The organism is Parasphingorhabdus sp., assembly GCF_036963705.1.
Lineage (GTDB): Bacteria > Pseudomonadota > Alphaproteobacteria > Sphingomonadales > Sphingomonadaceae > Parasphingorhabdus.
Window position 1 is genome coordinate 1 of record NZ_JBALUT010000063.1, and the last position, 16,328, is coordinate 16,328.

Sequence of the window (16,328 nt, forward strand, 5' to 3'; positions counted from 1 at the left end):
CTGCCAGCTGTTGGTCAGCAACCGCTCGCCACCACCGCTTGGCGTCATGACGCCGATACGGAAATTGCCGGCCATTTTGGTAAAAGCGATGAGATCACCGCGAGGGCTCCATTCCGGTGTCGCAAAACGTCCACCGCCAAAGCTGATACGCCGTTCATTGCCGCCGTTGGAATCCATCACGTAGAGCTGCTGGCTGCCCGAACGATCGCTTTCGAAGACAATCCGTCCGCCGTCCGGAGAGAAGCTGCCGCCGATATCGATGCCGGGAGAAAAGGTCAGGCGTTGCGGATTGCCGCCGCCGGATGCCGACACTTTATAGATGTCGGTATTGCCGGCAATAGCCATCGAATAGAGGATCCATTTGCCGTCCGGCGACCAGCGCGGTGCGAAGGTCGGGTTGGTGCTCTGGGTGATCAGACGCTGCCGACCGGTACCGATATCGTAGATATAGATGCGCGGATTTCCGTCTAGGAAGCTCAGATAGACGATGCTCTTATAGTCGGGTGAAAAGCGAGGGGTGAGAGCCGTCGCCTGACCATTGGTGATGAACCGGTGGTTGGCGCCGTCGCTATCCATGATCGCGAGCCGCTTGGTCCGGTTACCCTTGGGGCCGGTTTCGGCGATATAGGCGATGCGACTGTCGAAAAATGGTGATTCTCCGCTCAGCCGGGAATAGATGGCGTCTGCGCATTTGTGGGCGGCCCTGCGCCAGTCGCGCGGTTCGACGACGAAGCCGTTGCGGGTAAGTTCGGTTTCCAGCGCGACATCATAGAGATAGCAGCCGACCGTCAATTTGCCGTCCGGATTGGCTTTGACGAAACCCTGGATCAAAGCCGAGGCATTGGTGCCACTCCAGTAAGGAAATTGCGGCGCGGTGACTTCGGAAAAGCTGATCCCGCGCACCTGATTGCGGCCGACCGGCTTGAACAATCCGCTGGATCGCAGGTCGGTGACGATAACGTCGCTGATCTTGGCGCCCAATTCGCTGGTGTTGCCAGCCGGCGTGTCGACATTTTGCTGTGTCGGCAGGCCAGGAACGGCGATCACCAGCTCTTCCGATCCGCTATTGTCGACATCCACCGTCAACTGCGCGTGCGCTGTTGCGGTCAGTCCGACGCTGGCGACGACGCCAAGGATCAATGATCGGATATAGAAGGCGGGCGATTGCATATTTGGTCTCCTAGACGCCAAGATACAGGACAGGTTCGATAACCTTCCATTCGTCATAAAATTTTTCCGGGAATGTCGTGAACGGCGCAGCAAGCTGAACCGCGGCGATAGCGCGTTCCTGATGGATGTCGACCTGAGACCGATTGCTAGGCGTAATGCCGGTGGTAGTCGCGGTCGGCGTGCCGACGATCCTGCCATTGCTGTCGAGCCGTGCGGTAACCTTTGTGCGCAGCAGTTCGGCATCCGCGCCGGACGGCGGACGCCATTTCTGCTTGATCAACCGATATAGCTCGCGCTCCAATGAAGCGACAGCAGCAGGCGAAGCCTTTTCCGCTGCAATATTCTGGTTGCGGCTGACGGAAGCCGCATCGGTGACGCCTTTGAGGAAATCATCCCCCAATCGCGAGCCGCGCGGTTTGGCCGCAGGCTTCGGTTCGGCTTTTGCAGCCGGTTTGGCGGCAGGCTTGGCCGCGGGTTTGGGATCGGGCTTGGCGGTGCTGCTGGAGGGCTTGTCCGGGCGTCTGCGTGGTTCGCGAGAGGTGGGTGCAGGGGCCGGCGTCGGTTTTGGCCTGGCTTCGGCTTGTGGTGGTTCGGGTAGCGGTTCCGGGGTGACAAAGCTGCTCTCTTCGGGCGTGCCAAGCTCTGGAGCAACGCTGGTAGCCGGGGTGATTTTGGCGGGATCAGGCGCTGCGCTTTCGAGGCCGACTTCATCGGCAATCATCACTTCGATCGGCTTGTTGCGAAACGCCTCGTTGGTGCTGCTCAGGACGCTCAGCGAAAGCACGCCAAACAGCGCAACATGACCGGCAGCGGCTATTCCCAAGCCAATTTTCTCAGCACGTTCCATATCAGCTGCCCACCATTATGGTGTCTCGGATGAACCTGTAGTGACCAGCGAGACCCGGCTCAGACCGGCCCGGTTGAGTTCGCCCATCACGCCCATGATCAACCCGTAATCGAGCGTCTTGTCGCCGCGCAGCATGATCTGGCGCGGGTCTTCCGGGTTCTGATCGGCGGCAATGTCGCGCAATCTTGTCTCGAGGGCACCGCGGCTGAGTTCTTCATCATCGATAAACACGCGGCCGTCGGTATCGATCGAAATCTGGACCGGTTCCTGTTCCTGTTCCAGCGCGTTGGCGCGGCTTTCCGGCAGGTCGACGGGTACGCCGGTGACCAGCAACGGAGCGGTCACCATGAAAATTATCAGCAGCACCAGCATTACGTCGACAAAGGGAGTGACGTTAATCTCGGCCATCGGCGCGCGTCCGCGACTGCCGCCGCGCCTGCCTATTCCGGATCCCATATTCATGCCCATGCTCAGTCTCCAAGCTCCAGTTCGCGGCTGAGCGTAGCGTGGAAACCGTCGGCAAAGCGGCCCATGCGGGCCTCCAGCTTGTTGAGGCGGTGGGAGAAGCGGTTGTAGGCGATGACCGCGGGAATCGCGGCAAACAGGCCAATAGCAGTTGCGAACAGCGCTTCGGCAATGCCGGGAGCAACCACCGCGAGCGAACTATTCTGCTCTGCGGCAATCGCCGAAAAACTGCGCATGATCCCCCAGACCGTACCGAACAGACCGACAAACGGGGCGACACTGCCAACCGTTGCGAGGAAATTGAGTCGGTCGGCGATCCGATCCACTTCGTGGGCAATGGTCGCGTTCATCGCGGAAGCCAGCCGCTGCCTTGTGCCTTCGCGGTCGACGGGGCCTTTTGCGGTCGAACGGCGCCATTCCTTGACACCAGCGGCCAAGACTTTGGCGCTGGGCAGGCTGGACTGGCCATGTTCGTCAAAAAACTTGTCGATATTCTCGGTCTTGGAAAATGCCCGCTCGAACCGGTCGGATTTGCGGGTGATTTGCGCGATGTTCATGCCGAAGCTGACAATGATCGTCCACGTCCAGATGCTGGCCAGCAGCAGTCCGATCATCACCGTCTTGACGACAATATCGGCTTCCAGAAACAGCATGAAGGGAGAGAAATTGCCGGTTGTCGCTCCGAGGGAAAGTTGGTCTAGCAAGTTTTGATATCCTTCATTTCATATTCGCTTGATCCATGACGCTGGCGAAAGCCTTTGTCCATGATTTCGGTTGCCGCCTCGGACGTCCAGCAGGGGTAAGGAAGGCTGCGTGAACGGAGGCTGACGTAATCTGGTCTGGTCCGCGGAAAATCTTCTGGTCGATAATCACGCTGGCGGCGCGCAATTTTTCGACCGTGCTGATCACGACAAGATCATCATCCAGCTTGGCCGGTAACAGATATTTCATCGTCAGATCGACCACCGCATAAACGCCTTCGCCGCTTTCATAGGCGGCATTTTGGTCCATATCGAGCTGGCGCAGCATGTCCGAGCGGGCCCGTTCCATGTAGCGCAGATAATTGGCGTGATAGACGATACCGGAAAAATCGGTGTCCTCGAAATAGACGCGACAGGCGAAATAATGTTTTCCGCCGACAAAGCGGCCATCATGGGGGCGGATATCTGGAAACATGGTCACGGTTTTTCAATAGCCTTGTGTGAGGGAAGGGGAAAGCTGGAAAACCAACCCTATTTTCCATTCGGCGCAAATCCGAGTCCTTTTGGCCTAGCGCGCGCAACCTATACACAGGGCTGCGGCGGGATCGATTTCCAGCCGGCGAAAGGCAATTGGCTCTCCGCATTCCGCGCACCAGCCAAATTCATCTTGCTCGATCCGTTTCAGGGCCATTTCAATCCGGGCGATATCACTCGTCCGCCGCCTTGCTTCGGCCTGGGCCATTTCCTGCTGCTGCATGGCGTCCATGCGGGAGAGCCGGCCCACGCTTTGCTGGTCCAGCTCGACCGTCGTGCGCCAGCTTGCCGCTTCCAGATCAAGCGCCTTCAACTCCGCCTGCTTCTCGACCAGGCTTGCCTGCAGCGCTTCGATTTGCGCTTGAGAAAGGTCCTCCGCCACGATGATTATTTCTGTGGCGTCAGATAATCCAAAGCCGCTGCCGTCATCGCTTCGGTTCCCAATGTGACGGATTCGCGCGGAGCGATCTTGAAAAATGGCGAGTGATGCGAAGGCACCGGTGCGCCGCCGGCTTTCTCGCGGTCAAAGTCAGCCTGCGGTGTTCCGCCAACCGCAAAATATACGCCCGGGACATCGGTATTGGGTGCGACAAAATAGGCAAAATCCTCGGCGCCCATGCCTTCGCGAGGCTGGTTGTCGAACACTTCTTCACCAAAGCGGGAGGCAAATACGCCTTTCACCCGCCGGGTCATCGCCGCATCGTTATAATTGGCCGGCGTCGATTCATGCGATACCAAAACTTCGGGCAACCTGTCTTCGGGGAGGCCATTCATCCGGCCGACATTGGTCGCGATGCGCTTGATCCCTTCGAGCAATTTTGCCCGCGTGTCTTCGTCATCCGAGCGGACCGTGAGTTGCATGGTCGCCTTGTCGGAAATGATATTATGCTTGAACCCGCTGTGGAAGGAGCCAACCGTTATGACCGCCGGCTTGAGTGGCGCGATTTCGCGGCTGACGATGGTCTGCAGCGCCATGATGATTTCGGCGCCCATCACGATCGGATCCTTGCCGCGATGTGGGGATGCACCATGCGCACCAACGCCGTGGACGATGATATCGACGCTGTCGGACGAGCTGCTTTCAATGCCTTCGCCGATCGACAATTTGCCGGTAGGCGTATCAGCGGACACGTGAAAAGCCATGGCAAAATCGGGCTTGGGGAAACGGGAGTAGAGACCGTCGTCCATCATCAGCTTGGCACCGCCGATGCGTTCCTCGGCTGGCTGGGCGACCAGCACCAAAGTGCCCGACCATTGACCCTTCATCGCCGACATTTGTCGCGCGGTGCCGATCAGCGAGGTGATGTGCACGTCATGGCCGCAGGCGTGCATGACAGGCTTTTCGTCGCCGTCGATGCTGACCTGTTTCGCGGTCGACATATAGTCCAGCCCGCTATCTTCGACCAGCGGCAGCCCGTCCATATCCGCGCGCAACATCAGGGTCGGTCCTATACCGTTTTTCATCACGGCTACGACACCGGTGCCGCCGACTTTCTCGGTGACGGTGAAGCCTGCAGCACGCCATTGCTTTGCAATGATCGCAGCAGTGCGGGTCTCCTTGTAGGAGAGTTCGGGATTGCGATGGAAATCAAGAAACAGGGCTTCCAGATCCTTGTCATAATCTGCTGCGATAGCCGCTGCCAGATCGGGAGATGTCGAACTGGTCTGAGCCGACACAGGCGCGGTCCAGATCAAAGCGGTTGTCGCCGCCAAAGCCAAAAGATGTTTCATATTTCTCTCCCCTTATTTTTCTAACCTATGCAGGACCAACGCGAAATGCGCAAAGCTTGTTGCCTTCCGGGTCACGAAAATAGGCGGCGTAAAATGCCATCGGGCCTTCATCGCCACGAACGCCGGGCTTGCCTTCATCGCTACCGCCAAGCTCCAGGCCCTTGTTGTAGAAGCTGTCGACCAGTTCGCGTTCCTGCATCTGCAGCGCGATCATATTGCCGTTGCCCGGATGCGCCGCTTTCCCGTCAAAGGGTTCCGTTATCGCAATCGATGGCGTGGTCATGTCGACACCATACAGGGTAAAGCCGTTCTCCTCGAGTTCCATCAGCCGTTTCGCACCGAGCTCTCCGAGCAGCGCGTCATAATAAGCGCGGGCCTTGTCGATATCATTTGTGCCGAGCGTTACATATCCAATCATGGTTCTTCTCCTGATCATCAATCGGGGCGACTGATTCTGTTTCGTAGCAAAACCTATCAGTCGCACGCGCAGATGCAATGACCCGAGAGGTCATTCACGGATACCAGTGAAGAGGGAGGTCGACGCGGAACGAAAAAAGGCAGGAGCGAAATGCTCCTGCCTCTCTGTAACGACTGTGAGAAAATTTCCGGATTAACCCGCTGGACAGTCACCGATCCGCTTGCCGTTGCTCTTGGCAGAAATATTCATTTTCATTGGTCCAGCGCCGCCAACCATATTCATGGTCATCTCATAGTTGCTCGGTCCATATTGGCCATCCATGGTCATGGTCATATTGCCAGGCCCGCCGCCCATATTGTTGCAAGCCATTTCGGACGATACTGCTCCGCCGCTCATGTTGAATTTCTTGACTTCGCAATTGGTTTCTTCCTGCGCGGCGAAAAATTGTGCACCGGGGTTTTCTGCTTGTTCCTTGGTGATGCAGGATTTCGAGGACGTAACCTTGCCCTTCATGCTGTCCAGCGCGCCGGCGGGCATGCCGTCCGGCAGTCCGTCGATTTTTACATCGACTATTTCTACATTATTTTCCCATTCGCCGGGTTCAAGCGTGACTTTGTTCATTTCCTTGGCGACTTCGTCAGCGGTGATTTTTCCGTCGCCATCCTGGTCAGCGCCCTTGTCGGAACAGCCGCCTATGAGGCTGAGCACAGCCACTGAAACAAGTAATTTTTTCACAAGAATATTTCCTCAATGTTGATACCCCCCAGCTCATAACATAACCCGTAGGGCAGCAGTTGTAAATTTGCGTTGATCACCCCGACCCGAAAACGCGATTCCGGGGATGACACTGGACCCTTTTTGTTCCATATCGCGGTTATGACAGAATTGGTAATCAGAAGAAGCCTGGCGGAGCCGGAAACCGGCGAAGATTTCGTACCGCACAAGCCTAATCGTCCTGCTAAATCGGAAGGTGGAAGACCGTTCAAGCTGGTCAGCGATTTTGAGCCCGCCGGCGATCAGCCCGCGGCGATCAAGGAACTGGTCGCCGGGATGCGCGATGACGAGCGCGATCAGGTGCTGCTCGGCGTAACCGGATCGGGCAAGACCTTCACCATGGCCAAGATGATTGAAGAGCTGCAAAGGCCGGCCCTGATTCTGGCGCCCAACAAGATATTGGCGGCTCAGCTTTACGGCGAGTTCAAGAATTTCTTCCCGGACAATGCCGTCGAATATTTTGTCTCTTATTATGACTATTACCAGCCCGAAGCCTATGTCGCTCGGTCGGATACCTATATCGAGAAAGAAAGCTCGGTAAACGAGGCAATCGACCGGATGCGGCACAGCGCGACTCGCTCATTGCTCGAACGCGATGATGTGATCATCGTAGCGTCGGTGTCCTGTCTCTATGGCATCGGCTCGGTCGAGACCTATTCGGCGATGATCTTTGACCTCACGAGGGAACAGGCAGTCGACCAGCGGGATATCATCCGCAAGCTGGTGGCGCTGCAATATAAGCGCAATGACATGGCCTTCGCCCGCGGCAACTTCCGCGTGCGCGGTGATAATCTCGAGATATTCCCGTCGCATTACGAGGACATGGCCTGGCGGATCAGTTTTTTCGGCGACGAGATCGAGGAGATCGTCGAATTTGATCCGTTGACCGGCAAGAAGGGCGCGACCCTGAACAAGGTGCGGGTTTACGCCAATTCGCACCATGTCACGCCGGGGCCGACGATGAAACAGGCGATGGAAGCGATCAAATTCGAGCTTGCTGTGCGGCTCAAGGAGCTGGAAGCCGAGGGCAAGCTGATCGAGCATCAGCGGCTGGAACAGCGCACCAATTTCGATCTCGAGATGATCGCGGCTACCGGTAGCTGTGCTGGCATCGAAAATTACTCGCGCTTTCTCACCGGGCGCTTGCCGGGCGAGCCACCACCGACCCTGTTCGAATATTTGCCGGACAACGCGCTGCTATTTGTCGATGAAAGCCATCAAACGGTGCCGCAAATCGGTGCCATGTCGAAGGGCGATCATCGGCGCAAGATCAACCTGGCGGAATATGGTTTCCGCTTGCCGAGCTGTATCGATAACCGGCCGCTGCGTTTCAACGAGTGGGACGCAATGCGCCCGCAGACGGTCAGCGTGTCGGCGACGCCGGGCAAATGGGAAATGGAGCAGACCGGCGGCGTGTTCTCCGAACAGGTCATTCGCCCAACTGGGCTGATTGATCCGCCGGTAGAGATCAAGCCGGTTGAAGACCAGGTTGACGATGTGATCAACGAATGCCGCAAAGTGACGGCACAGGGCTATCGCACGCTGATCACGACGCTGACCAAACGGATGGCCGAAGATCTCACCGAATTCATGCACGAGGCCGGGATCAAGGTCCGCTATATGCACAGCGATGTCGAGACGCTGGAACGGATCGAACTGATCCGCGATCTGCGACTGGGCGTCTATGACGTGCTGGTCGGCATCAACCTGTTGCGCGAAGGGCTCGATATCCCCGAATGCGGGCTGGTCGCGATATTGGACGCCGACAAGGAAGGTTTCCTGCGCAGCGAGACATCATTGATCCAGACCATCGGCCGCGCCGCGCGTAATGTTGATGGCCGGGTGATTCTCTATGCCGACCGGATGACCGGATCGATGGAACGCGCGATCAGCGAAACCGATCGCCGCCGCGAGAAACAGGTCGAATATAATCTCGAGCACGGCATCACCCCGCTCTCGATCAAGAAAAACATCGGCGACATCATCGCCCACGCCACGGCCAAGGATATGGTCACTGGCGCGGTCAACGACGACGGCAAGCATCTGGTCGGCCATAACCTGCGCGCCCATATCGAGAGCCTGGAGAAACAGATGCGCGATGCTGCGGCTGATCTGGAGTTCGAGACTGCAGGCCGCTTGCGCGACGAAATCCGCAAGCTCGAGGCGGAGGAACTCGGCCTGCCTGCCGATCTGCAGGTCGCTCAGCCGAAAGGCAGGTCGACCGAAGGACGACCGGGGACGCGGAAAATGGGCTATGGAAAGACGCAGCGGAAGATGTAGGAGCGGGGATGTTTCGATTAACCGCATTCTGAAATAGACCAACGGCCCCGCCGCCGCTTGTGCGAAACTATTAACAGGTTCATGTTGCTCTCAATATATGGGGAGAAACATCATGCGTGCAGCGATAATTTTGACATTGGCTACCTCTGCTTTGGCATTCTCTGCTCCGGTCTGGGCGGGGCAGGCGCCCCCTTCATCCGCCGCAACCGATGACGCAGCTTCACCGGATTTCGAAGCCGCCGTGACCGCTCCAGGGCGGGGTGAAGCGGAGGTCGCGCTCGACGAGAGCCGCAGGCCTGCAGATGTGTTGGCGTTCATGGGTCTCGAAACCGGTGATGTAGTGCTCGATGTCTTCGCGGGTGGTGGCTATTATAGCGAGATCCTCGGCCGCGCCGTTGGTTCGGAAGGATCGGTAGTCGCCGTCAATCCCCCCCAATTTGTCTCGAGCGAACAGGCTAAAGAAAAATGGGCTGCGGTTATCGCACGGCAACCCAATGTGAATATGGTGCCGTCGCAATTGCCGGATTACAAGCCAGCTCCGAACAGCATCGATTTTGCCATGCTCCATCTGATCTATCATGATTTCTACTGGCAGAGCGAGAAGTTCAAATTTGAAAAAATGGACCCGGCTGCGGTGCTGGCAAATCTATACGCGGGGATGAAACCAGGCGGTGTGGTGGCTGTGATCGACCATGTCGGCTCTGCCGGTGATACCCGAGCCGTTGTTGAGAAAACCCATCGGATTGATCCTGCAACCGCCCGCTCTGATTTCCTCGCGGCAGGCTTCGTGCTCGATGGTGAAAGCGGGATATTTGCAAACCCCGATGATGATCCGGAAAAAAATGTTTTCGATCCGGCGGTACGCGGAAAAACCAATCGCTTTGTGATGCGTTTTCGCAAACCGGGGTAGCCAATCACGGCCTGTTTCAGGGGTGAGGCCGAGCTGCGAATCGGTAACATCCGTAACTATCTGAAAAGATGGGTCTTTCCAAAAAAGGCTGAATATGGCGCTTGGGCGCGAGCGCTTCCTGCCGTTGGCGGGCAGCCGCAACTTGCATAAATACTGCTGTCTATTCAATGAATTGCAATATGATACGCCAGTTTACATGACTGTTCATGCCATGTTGTCTAGAGCACGCTCATAAAGATTGCATTGATAAGAACTGACCCAAGGGAAATATTCCGGCGCGCCGGAATAGATTGAGGCCAGCATCACATAGCTAGAATATTATTTCCACCGTCGCCGGTAATCAATGGCTGGCGGAAGGGAAAAGTTTGACCGGCGGTGCCTTTGTTTAGGGTCGCACGCTGTCGGAACAGAGGCGGGAGGCAAGTCCGGGTTGCGTATCGGATTTGTCTCCCTGCCCTCGACATGTATCGTTTTTTCGTTGGGTCAGGGGACCTGTTGACGGCGACTTACGGGGGTTCGCACGCCGTCGATACGCTATCCCCGGGTTCCGGGGTGCAGGGCTGGCGCGCGCGTAAAGTTTGCGTGCCAGTCCTGCAATCGTACCAGAGATCAGACGACCAATCAGTCAGGACGCATATTTGACCGAGCACCCATAAGGCCGCGAATGGGCGACGCTGACCTTCTTGCCGGATTTTATTTCACCAAGAGCCGCAAGCACATGGTTGCGCGCAACCTTGATATCTGCCGGATTGGCGGTCGGCTTGTCGTCGATCCCGCCTTGATAGACCAATGTTCCCGCGCCATCGATGATATACATATGCGGCGTCGTCTTGGCGCCATAGGCTTTGCCGACCAGACCTTTGCTGTCGAACAGATAATTGCTCGACTGGATATTCTGTTTGGCAATCAGTGTTTTCGCTTCTGAGCCGGTCATATGACCCTGTTTGCCCTTCGCGCCGCTGTTGATGGTTAGCCAGACCGCACCCTGTTGCAGTGCCGCCTTTTGCGTCATTTGCATATTGCCGCTGTTATAATGTTTGCTGACGAACGGGCAGCCGGGATTATGCCATTCTAGCACGACGGTCTTCCCGCGAAACTGCGATAGCTGGACCGTCTTTCCATTTACATCGGTGAGCTTGAAATCCTGGGCGGCCGCCCCGGTTCTCTGGGCTGCCGCCAGCGGGCTGGCCAGTGCGATGGCGGCGATTGTTGCTGTTGCTAAGGCTGGAAAATTTCGCACTTATAGTCTCCGTTCGTTGGGGGATTGATTCAATCGATGCACTTTACACCGCTGTGCTGATGAGGTCGGTCAACGTTGCCACCGTCAGAATCTGCGGTAGAATAACCGGTTCTTTGCCGGGTGCATAATAGAGATAGAGCGGAACGCCGGCGCGGCCGTGCTTTTCCAGGAATTTGCTGATTACCGGATCGGGCCGCGTCCAGTCGCCCATCAGAACCGCAACTTTGGCCGCTGCAAAAGCGTCGGCGGTTTCGGTCCGCTGGATCGCTGCAGCCTCGTTAGCCTTGCAGGTAATGCACCAGTCGGCGGTGAAATAGGCGAATACCGGCTGGTCGGCAGCCCGCAATTCGGACAAGCGTGCTTCGGTAAACGGTTCGCTCGGCAGCGTTGCCGCAGAATTGTCCGCGATCTTCCGGCTGTCCATCGCCGCTTCGCCGGGAAGGGCGATGATACCGCCCACTATCGTTGCGAACATTGCCGCGCTGGTCAGCGCGCCGCGTGACCGGCCTTTCATCTGTCCGCCGCCGAACCACCACAGGATCAGCGCGACAAGCAATAAGAAGATAAGCGAGAGGCCGAGCGCATCGGTGCCGATCTGACGACCGAGCAGCCATATCAGGCCGATACCGGTGAGGAACATCGGGATCGCCATCGCCTTGCGGAAACCGTCCAGCCAGGGCCCCGGCTTGGGCAAGCGGCTGCGGATCGCCGGTACGAATGCGATGAGCAGGAAGGGCAAGGCCAGGCCGACGCCCAGACCTGCAAAGATCACCAGTGCCGCGACCGGCGGCAGGACGATGGTCGCGCCGAGAGCGGCTGCCATAAACGGGCCGGTGCAGGGAGTGGCGACGAAGGCGGCGAGCGCGCCGGTCCAGAAGGATCCGGCCGGGCCACCTTTCTGGGCCAGCTTGTTGCCGAAATTGACATTGGGCAGTTCGAACATGCCAGCCAGATTAAAGCCGATAGCGGTGACCAGCGCGAGCAGAACGAAGATGATCCGGGGATCCTGCAGCTGGAATGCCCAGCCAACCGCCGCGCCGCTGGCGCGCAGGCCGAGCAAGACCGCGCCGAGCAAGGTGGCGACCAGCACGACACCGGCGGTATAAGCGAGCGCATCGCGCCGGACGACGGCTTCATTGCCGCCCGCCTTGGCCAGGCTGATCGCTTTCAGGCTGAGGATTGGAAAAACACAAGGCATCAAGTTGAGCAGCAAGCCGCCCAATATCGCGCCGCCCAGTGCAAGGAAGAGCAATGACGTCAAATTCTGTTCTTTCGGACCGTCTGCGGCGAGCAGCGGCACACCGGTCATTGCGACTTCGCCCTTGGTCGCGGTGAAGGACAGGCCCATGTGATCACCGATTTTCAACACGCCGCTGATTGTGTCGAGTCCATCACCGCGCGCTTCGGTTTCGAGGATCAGGCGGTCGCCGTCGCGAGAGAATGTCTGCGGCGCGGCATAGTCGACAATGCCATCTTCGTTGATGAAAAAATAGGGGCTGTCCAGATCGACATCGGCGGGTAGCGGGATCGACAGGCGGAACAGATTGTCGGTGACCGCAAAGCTCGCTTCGCTGCCCAGCGGACGGGGCAAGGCGGCGCGGAAGTCGTTGAACCTTTTCTCGAGCGCGACCGCTGCGTCTTTGCCGACGACCTGCAAGGTGAGCGACATTTCATCCTGCTCGGGAACACAAATCTCGTCGGTACAGGACAGCCATTCGGATTTCACCGAAACCGGCAACGGTCCCGGCCGGACCGTGTCGGACAGTGTCAGATTGACCAGAACCGCATAATCGCCCTTGTAGACATAGTTCATGATCCCGGCGATCAGTAGCCTGTCCGGAACCTGGAATTGCGGCTTTCCCGCTGTCACCCCTGCGGGCAAGGTCCAGTCGAAACTCATGCCGATGCCTGCATCGCCGGGATTTTCCCAATATCCGTGCCATGTCGGTTTGGGTTCCATCACAAAGGCGAGCGTGACGTTCTCACCGGCCTTCACCTTTTGCGATTCGGCGATCATGGTGGCGGGTACATTTAATTCGCGATTGCCCAGCCGGTTCTGTGCCTCGACCGTCGGGGCGAAGATCAATGTGGTGAACGCCAGCAATATCGCCAAGATGCGAAAATCAAATGTCATAAAAACTCACCATTTCCTGTTTAGTCGCATTTAGGCTATCGCTAGACAGCATATCATAGCCGCTTTCATTAGTGAGGACCATTCGTGCAAAAATCGATCATCGTTACAGCTCTCGCCACGCTTATCACATTTTCCGGCACCGCAAATGCAGAAGATCACAAAGCCGCAAAAGCGCCTGATCCGAAACTGGTGGTGGCCATTTCGGTGGACCAATTTTCGGCCGACTTGTTCGCTGAGTATCGCAGCAGCTTTACCGGTGGTTTGAAACGGCTGGCGAGCGGCGCGGTATTTCCCTCCGGTTATCAGTCCCATGCGGCGACCGAGACCTGTCCCGGCCATTCGACGATCATGACCGGCGTCCATTCCGGACGCGCGGGGATCATCGCCAACAACTGGATCGACCAGTCGATCAAGCGCGAAGACAAGACGGTCTATTGCGCCGAAGACGAACGGATTGAAGGTACGAGTTTTGGCGATATTACCGCCGCTACCCAGGGTGACTATGTCGCGTCATCATGGCATCTTCTGGTCCCGACGCTGGGCGAACGGCTCAAGAAAGTCTCTCCGAAATCACGCAATATCGCGGTGGCCGGCAAGGACCGCTCCGCGTTGATGATGGGCGGCAAGGATGTCGACGAAATCTACTGGTGGAAAAGTAACGGCTTTGTCACGCTGAATGGTCGCGATATGTCGGCGTCGATGACCGCGCTGAACAAGACCATCGGCGAAAAAATCAACAAGGCCCGTCCAGCCTACGCGGTTCCCGCCCATTGCGAAGCGCGCAACGCCAGGATCATGCATGGCGATGACAAATCGGTCGGTGACTATGCGTTCCAGCGGCCGGACGGCGCGGCGCAAATCTTCCGTGGCTCGCCCGATTTTGATGCTGCGGTGATTACAGCGGCTACAAGCTTGCTGAACGATCACAAGCTGGGCCAGGGCGAGGCTACCGATGTGCTGTCGATCAGCCTGGCGGCAACCGACTATATCGGACATGCCTTCGGTACAGCGGGTCTCGAAATGTGCATCCAGATGAGCGCCCTCGACCAGTCGATGGGAGAGTTTTTCAACATATTGGATAGCAAGGGCATTGATTATGTCGTCATGCTGACCGCCGATCATGGTGGTCTCGATCTGCCGGAACGGATGCGGCTCCAGGGTGTGCCAACGGCGCAGCGGGTCAAAGCCGAACTCAATGCAAAGACGATAGGCGCAGCCGTTGCCAAGCAATTGAATCTCGAAGGTGACAAGCCCGTCCTTTATGCAGACGGCCCGTTCGGTGATTATTATGTCAGCCTGGATCTTTCTGAAAAACAAAAGAAACAGGTGAAGGACAGCGCGATGGCGCTAATCGCAGCCCACACTCAGGTCGAAGTGGTGCTCGACCGTGACGATATCTCGGCAACCGAGATTTCTAGCGAAGCCCCCGAGGAATGGACCTTGCTACAGCGCGCCCGCGCGTCGTTCCATCCCGACCGGTCCGGCGATTTCGTCGTGTTGCTCAAGAAAGCCATCACCCCGATTGCCACAACCGCACGCGGATATGTCGCTACCCACGGTAGCCCGTGGGATTATGACCGCCGCGTCCCGATGCTGTTCTGGCGGGCAGGCATCCAGCATTTCGAACAGCCCTTGTCGGTGATGACTGTGGATATCGCTCCGACACTCGCCGCGCTGATCGGCGTGGACATTCCGGCGGAGGAAACCGACGGCAAATGTCTCGATATCGATGGTGGTCCGGCCAATAGCTGCGAATGAGCTAGGTTCCTGACCTTAGCGCCGTTGGTAGCGGGTCAGGCCTTGACCGAGACTGTTGTTCGCAATTCTTAGCTGATCGCCGCTCCAGTCGGCAACAAACCAGGTGTTGCGTTTCACGCCCTTGGCGAGCGATGCGCTGTTACTATGGATGTTGAGGCCCGCCGAGCTATTGTCTTTGCCTTCGGCGGCGATGGCGATGAAGGCGCTCCAGTTTTCCTTGTTCTGGCCCTGGACGAAAACATTGCCGCTGATCACACCGGTCGCGCCTGCCGGCAGGTCGATCATATAATTGGTGGTGCGACCCTGTGTGTCATCGAAACTGTTATTGTTGATCGTTGCCCGAGCTGCGCGGCTTTTGACATAATGCCCGCCATTGCCCTTTTCGAAACGGCTGTTGGTCACCTTCAGCGAACCAAAATCACCGATATAGATGCTGTGAGCGCAGGACAGGCCGCGATCGCAGCGGCCCAGGCGCTGGAATGTCGACCGGTCGATGACAATTTCGGCGCTCGGATCATCGGCGCTCAATATGCCTTGTTCGGCGTTACGGAACATCGCGTTGTGAACATAGAGATCACCGCGCTCGATCCGGATGCCGGCACCATTGCCGTCGGCCACCCCTTGATTCTGAAATATGATCCCGTCGATCGTCGCCGCTTTGCCGCGCAAGACAAGCGATGCTTTGCCTTCGCAGATGCCGCCGTCGAGGACGGTCTGACCTGGTATAGAGGCTTTGTAAGTGATGCGGCCGGCGGTCTGGACCGCGCAATCGCCATAAGCGCCGGGCGCGATGACGATGGTAGCATTATTACCACCGATGGCTGAGACCGCGTCCGCCAGCCGGTTATAGGTCTGGCCGGTTTCCAAAACCGTGAACGGAGCAGTCCGCTGGGCTTGCGCGGTGGTTCCGGCAAGGGAGGCTGAAATCATTGCGGCGATCAACGGGGTCTTCAACTTCATTTCGGCCATCCTGAATCGAGGGAATAGGGCAGTTTCAATATCGCCAGCCACGATGGCAAACAATATAAATACTTAGCCTGTCCCAGATGAATTCAGGCTGAGCGACAGAGGTTAAAGAGTTAATCTAGGTGACTCATTCATTCAGATTGGGCCGCAACCATTGACGCGCCTGATCGATCGTAGCGTCGCGCCGGTTGGCATAATCTTCCACCTGATCCTCGCCGATCCGCGCCACACCGAAATAGTCGGCCTGCGGATGGGCGAAATAGAATCCCGAAACAGCAGCGGTCGGGGTCATAGCAAAGCCGCTGGTCAGTTCGATACCGGTGTTGGCGGTCGCATCCAGCATCTCGAACAGGATCGGCTTGAGACTATGGTCCGGGCAGGCCGGATAGCCGGGGGCAGG

At 57.4% G+C, this 16,328-nt stretch carries 16 protein-coding genes; 3 read left to right on the top strand and 13 right to left on the bottom strand.

All coding sequences use genetic code 11. The features are described from left to right. The 9 genes from tolB to V7680_RS12480 all read right to left on the bottom strand — a co-directional run. Positions 1–1,170, bottom strand: a 1,170-nt coding sequence (gene tolB / locus V7680_RS12440; RefSeq protein ID WP_335653598.1) for a Tol-Pal system beta propeller repeat protein TolB, incomplete at its 3' end; no start/stop codon positions are given. A gap of 10 nt (positions 1,171–1,180) precedes the next feature. Further along, on the bottom strand, positions 1,181–2,017 hold the full coding sequence (locus V7680_RS12445) for a cell envelope biogenesis protein TolA (RefSeq protein ID WP_335653599.1): 837 nt from the start codon (positions 2,015–2,017) through the stop codon (positions 1,181–1,183). Positions 2,018–2,032: 15 nt separating this feature from the next. Beyond that, positions 2,033–2,485, bottom strand: coding sequence for a protein TolR (tolR, locus tag V7680_RS12450; RefSeq protein WP_335653600.1), 453 nt, complete (start codon positions 2,483–2,485; stop codon positions 2,033–2,035). 2 nt (positions 2,486–2,487) lie between these two features. Further along, positions 2,488–3,135: a protein TolQ gene (gene tolQ / locus V7680_RS12455; RefSeq protein ID WP_335653612.1), complete on the bottom strand. Its 648-nt coding sequence runs from the start codon at positions 3,133–3,135 to the stop codon at positions 2,488–2,490. 64 nt (positions 3,136–3,199) lie between these two features. Continuing rightward, a complete protein-coding gene (locus tag V7680_RS12460) occupies positions 3,200–3,658 on the bottom strand; it encodes a YbgC/FadM family acyl-CoA thioesterase (RefSeq protein ID WP_335653613.1) in 459 nt (152 codons plus the stop codon). 93 nt (positions 3,659–3,751) lie between these two features. Then, positions 3,752–4,099 (bottom strand): TraR/DksA family transcriptional regulator, encoded by a 348-nt coding sequence (locus V7680_RS12465; protein WP_335653601.1) that lies wholly within the window; start codon positions 4,097–4,099, stop codon positions 3,752–3,754. Between the two features lie 5 nt (positions 4,100–4,104). Beyond that, positions 4,105–5,448: an amidohydrolase gene (locus V7680_RS12470; RefSeq protein WP_335653602.1), complete on the bottom strand. Its 1,344-nt coding sequence runs from the start codon at positions 5,446–5,448 to the stop codon at positions 4,105–4,107. Between the two features lie 25 nt (positions 5,449–5,473). Continuing rightward, a complete protein-coding gene (locus V7680_RS12475; RefSeq protein ID WP_335653603.1) occupies positions 5,474–5,866 on the bottom strand; it encodes a VOC family protein in 393 nt (130 codons plus the stop codon). Positions 5,867–6,058: 192 nt separating this feature from the next. Beyond that, complete coding sequence (locus V7680_RS12480; protein ID WP_335653604.1) at positions 6,059–6,601, bottom strand: DUF3617 domain-containing protein; 543 nt, start codon at positions 6,599–6,601, stop codon at positions 6,059–6,061. A gap of 141 nt (positions 6,602–6,742) precedes the next feature. On the opposite strand from V7680_RS12480, the gene uvrB reads away from it, so the two are divergent. Next, positions 6,743–8,920, top strand: coding sequence for an excinuclease ABC subunit UvrB (gene uvrB, locus V7680_RS12485; protein ID WP_335653605.1), 2,178 nt, complete (start codon positions 6,743–6,745; stop codon positions 8,918–8,920). A 112-nt stretch (positions 8,921–9,032) separates the two neighbouring features. Beyond that, on the top strand, positions 9,033–9,830 hold the full coding sequence (locus tag V7680_RS12490; RefSeq protein ID WP_335653606.1) for a class I SAM-dependent methyltransferase: 798 nt from the start codon (positions 9,033–9,035) through the stop codon (positions 9,828–9,830). Positions 9,831–10,455: 625 nt separating this feature from the next. Here the strand turns inward: V7680_RS12490 and V7680_RS12495 are convergent. Further along, on the bottom strand, positions 10,456–11,070 hold the full coding sequence (locus tag V7680_RS12495; protein WP_335653607.1) for a redoxin domain-containing protein: 615 nt from the start codon (positions 11,068–11,070) through the stop codon (positions 10,456–10,458). Between the two features lie 43 nt (positions 11,071–11,113). Further along, positions 11,114–13,204, bottom strand: a complete 2,091-nt coding sequence (locus tag V7680_RS12500) for a protein-disulfide reductase DsbD family protein (RefSeq protein WP_335653608.1) — start codon at positions 13,202–13,204, stop codon at positions 11,114–11,116. An 84-nt stretch (positions 13,205–13,288) separates the two neighbouring features. On the opposite strand from V7680_RS12500, the gene V7680_RS12505 reads away from it, so the two are divergent. Next, positions 13,289–14,962, top strand: a complete 1,674-nt coding sequence (locus tag V7680_RS12505; RefSeq protein WP_335653609.1) for an alkaline phosphatase family protein — start codon at positions 13,289–13,291, stop codon at positions 14,960–14,962. A 15-nt stretch (positions 14,963–14,977) separates the two neighbouring features. Here the strand turns inward: V7680_RS12505 and V7680_RS12510 are convergent, their stop codons facing one another. Both V7680_RS12510 and V7680_RS12515 read right to left on the bottom strand, forming a co-directional pair. Beyond that, on the bottom strand, positions 14,978–15,922 hold the full coding sequence (locus tag V7680_RS12510; protein ID WP_335653610.1) for a right-handed parallel beta-helix repeat-containing protein: 945 nt from the start codon (positions 15,920–15,922) through the stop codon (positions 14,978–14,980). A 133-nt stretch (positions 15,923–16,055) separates the two neighbouring features. Then, positions 16,056–16,328, bottom strand: a 273-nt coding sequence (locus V7680_RS12515) for a vitamin B12 dependent-methionine synthase activation domain-containing protein (protein WP_335653611.1), incomplete at its 5' end; no start/stop codon positions are given.